Raw genomic sequence first — 3,027 nt, 5'->3', positions numbered from 1 at the left:
CAAACAATTGGTGTATCAATGCTGACTGTAATGGGGCGGCCAACATTCTCAGAAAAGTAGCGACAACATTGGGATTGAATCTTGATGGAGTTGGTAGGGGCGCATTGACTACGCCCTTAAGGTTCAGATTCTGGACTCTTACAGAATCCCACGCTCTTTAGACGTGGGAGTGTCAAAAAGGCAGGAGACTAAATCTTCCCCCCGATTTCCGGGTAAAGTGGCGGGACGCATCGCTTGCGGTAACCGGACAGGACTTGTGGGGGATAAAGTCAATTCCCAAGCTCGATAAAAGCTAAAGGAGGCTAATTGCTTCCGCACAGCTTCCGCTTCTGGGTACATTTTAGGAACTTGCGAAAGCGAGGTTTCCAGCGGATTATGTTCCCAATTGGGACGAACCGGAACCTGATTGTCATCAAAATATTGAATATTTAAACCCTGGGAATTGATGTAAGAAACCAAGAGCGGAAATTTATTAAGAACTTCATTTTCAATTTCATAAAAGTGTTGATTTTTAATATTTAATTGTAAAAAATAGTTGAATTGTCCATATTTTTCTAAAAAAACTGACCGGGCCACGCGCAAATTATCAGCCCTATCTCTCGTCAATATATCACTAATGCCCCCCAATTCAGAAATTTTTGACTGTAACTGACCTTTTGCAGATTCTGATAACAGGGAAAAGGTTTCCAAAAAAGATGTCTTCCCGACTCCGTTAGCCCCGATGATGACCGTTAAGGGTCTCATTTCGACTTGAATCGCGTGTAATCGCCGGAATCCATAAATCTCTATTTTTTCAAAACCATTCATAATAGGTCTCTTGTTTTGTCATGTTTAAGGTCACTTTTATATCGGTGAAATTATACCACATTCATCGGGCCTATTGTGTCTTTTTTATTTTTTTTACAGAATCTCCGGAAATGGACTCAATTCGGGACGATTACCCCTGATTGTTCAACCCGTGGTGCAGACGTTTAAATTATCCGTGGTCTGGCCGGGATTGGGTGTCAATTTTAGGGAAAGAATAAAATCCCCCGAAATCGCCGACATCCAATACAGGGTGACGGCAGTGAAGGCAAAAATTAAGAAATATCGCCAATTAAAAGTCATGAAATCAAATCATCGGTACGGGTTTTAGTTGAAATTTCACTCTACAATTATAATAAACGTCAATAAGTATCCCAGAAATGTTTCAAGCAACGCGCAGACGGTTAGCGATTTGGTATGCAGCACTAACAGCAGTGTTGTTGCTGGTGTTTGCTACGGGATTTTATGTGTATGTTCGCAGTACCTTAATCGATCGCATTGATGACACCCTCAAGCACGTTGTCGAAGTGGTGGAACGATCGCTGGCGATCGATGAAGACCCCAAAACCGGCCAATATACCGTGAATGTTGTCGCCAGTTTCCGCAACAATGCCAAAACCGTCGAAGATGACCATATCGATTTAGAATGGTTTAGTTCCACTGGGGAATTATTGTGGTCTACCCTCTGGGAACCGTTAGAGAGTCCTCTTCACCCGAAAAAGAATGGGGAAACAGTCCAACTGTCTGGGGGACAACTCCTGCGCCAATTTACCGATCGCGTGGAAATTGGACGGCAAGTGGTGGGATATCTGCGAGTCAGTCATCCTTGGTTTGAAGTTACCAAACCAATTCGCCAATTAATTATTGATTTAAGTGTGGGAACTTCCCTGATGGCAATTGCCATTAGCGCGATCGCCTGGTTACTGTCGGGATTAGCTATGAAACCTGTGCGAGAATCATACCAGCGTCTCAAACAGTTTACCTCCGATGCCTCCCACGAACTCAGAAATCCGATCGCCACAATTCAAACCAATGTGCAGGTGGCCCTTGCGGACCCAGAATTAGATTCGCCAATTCATCGCCAGCAGTTGCAGTTAGTGGAACGCTTAACGCGCCGCATGGGACGATTGGTGGATGATTTGCTCTTTTTAGCGCGACAAGATAGCGGCATGGTGAAGGTGCGGAAACAACCTGTGCCAATAGATGCCTTATTGATGGAAGTGATGGAGGAACAAGAGGCGATCGCCGCAGAAAAAGGCATTGAATTAGTGTTAGAAATTATTGATCCGCCTGATAGCGGCAATCACCCTCAGTCCCCCCTTATGGATATAGAAACAGAACCGGGTCAGGATTTTACCATTCCCGGAGATTGGGACCAACTGGCGCGACTGTTTACGAATTTAGTCAGTAATGGGTTGCAATATACGGCGAAAGGGGGCCAAATTGCCATCACCTTAGAATGTAGCGGGGTGAGCAATCGCCCGAGTACCAATGGCGGCGTCCAAGTTACGGTGAAAGATAGTGGAATCGGCATTCCACCCGAGTCAGTGCCTCATATTTTTGATCGCTTTTATCGGGTGGATCCGGCGCGGAGTCATGAACCTCACCAGTCGCCGGAATGGGGTTCTACGGGGTCTGGATTGGGACTGGCGATCGTCCAGGCGATCGTGGAAAATCATCACGGTTGGATTCGGGTAGAGAGTCAGCTTAATCTCGGCACTACCGTCAGCGTTATCCTTCCCCTGTCCAAACCCGATCTCGAAAAATTGCACCCCGAGGCATAAACCAGCAAAGGACAGAGCGAATTTGAAGGATATCATCTTTCTTCCCTCATTGAGACGGACGCTATACTGGTACTCCAATTAGCGGTGAGAGTCAAGGAGGGGCTAGGTTTACGCTGCATAAAGATTGTCAACCATGAATTAATCAGACCATTACCGCCTTGGAGTTGTGTAATCCCGTGTAGTATTGCAATCTACTTTCGTTCGGGCAGTTACGAACTGAAATCTTACAACCCTGTACGCATAAAGGTTTTGCTCTATTGAGCCGGACCATAAATGGGGTAATGTTAGCTTGCGCCTTTGTTAGAGGTCGGTACTATCTTAAAGACACTGGATTAACCCAATAAGCCTGTTTAATCTTTAAGTTTTAGTAGCTCCAGACTAGCTACGCATCCGTAGGTAAGAACTTGAACACTTGCCTCTAACGTAGTGAATAAACACT

General features: G+C 45.3%; 3 protein-coding genes. 1 reads left to right on the top strand and 2 read right to left on the bottom strand.

Features of this window, described 5'->3' with window-relative positions; all coding sequences use genetic code 11:
- Positions 1-138: 138 nt before the first annotated feature.
- The gene (locus tag J0895_RS00825; RefSeq protein ID WP_207086253.1) at positions 139-807 is read right to left on the bottom strand and encodes an AAA family ATPase; all 669 of its coding nucleotides are present in this window, start codon (positions 805-807) and stop codon (positions 139-141) included.
- A 144-nt stretch (positions 808-951) separates the two neighbouring features.
- The gene (locus J0895_RS00820) at positions 952-1,107 is read right to left on the bottom strand and encodes a hypothetical protein (RefSeq protein WP_207086252.1); all 156 of its coding nucleotides are present in this window, start codon (positions 1,105-1,107) and stop codon (positions 952-954) included.
- A gap of 77 nt (positions 1,108-1,184) precedes the next feature.
- Between J0895_RS00820 and J0895_RS00815 the strand changes: the two genes are divergently transcribed.
- Positions 1,185-2,588 carry a sensor histidine kinase gene (locus J0895_RS00815; RefSeq protein WP_207086251.1) on the top strand — a complete coding sequence of 468 codons (1,404 nt, stop codon included), beginning with the start codon at positions 1,185-1,187 and terminating at the stop codon, positions 2,586-2,588.
- The last annotated feature ends 439 nt before the right edge of the window (positions 2,589-3,027 follow it).

Source organism: Phormidium pseudopriestleyi FRX01 (assembly GCF_017313335.1).
GTDB lineage: Bacteria > Cyanobacteriota > Cyanobacteriia > Cyanobacteriales > Laspinemataceae > Laspinema > Laspinema pseudopriestleyi.
Note: the sequence above shows the minus strand (reverse complement) of the source record. Positions and strands in the feature narration are given on the sequence as shown.

Excerpts from the sequence above, each read along its gene's own strand:
- J0895_RS00825 (WP_207086253.1), bottom strand. The coding sequence starts at position 807 with ATGAATGGTTTTGAAAAAATAGAGATTTATGGATTCCGGCGATTACAC.
- J0895_RS00820 (WP_207086252.1), bottom strand. The coding sequence starts at position 1,107 with ATGACTTTTAATTGGCGATATTTCTTAATTTTTGCCTTCACTGCCGTC.
- J0895_RS00815 (WP_207086251.1), top strand. The coding sequence starts at position 1,185 with ATGTTTCAAGCAACGCGCAGACGGTTAGCGATTTGGTATGCAGCACTA.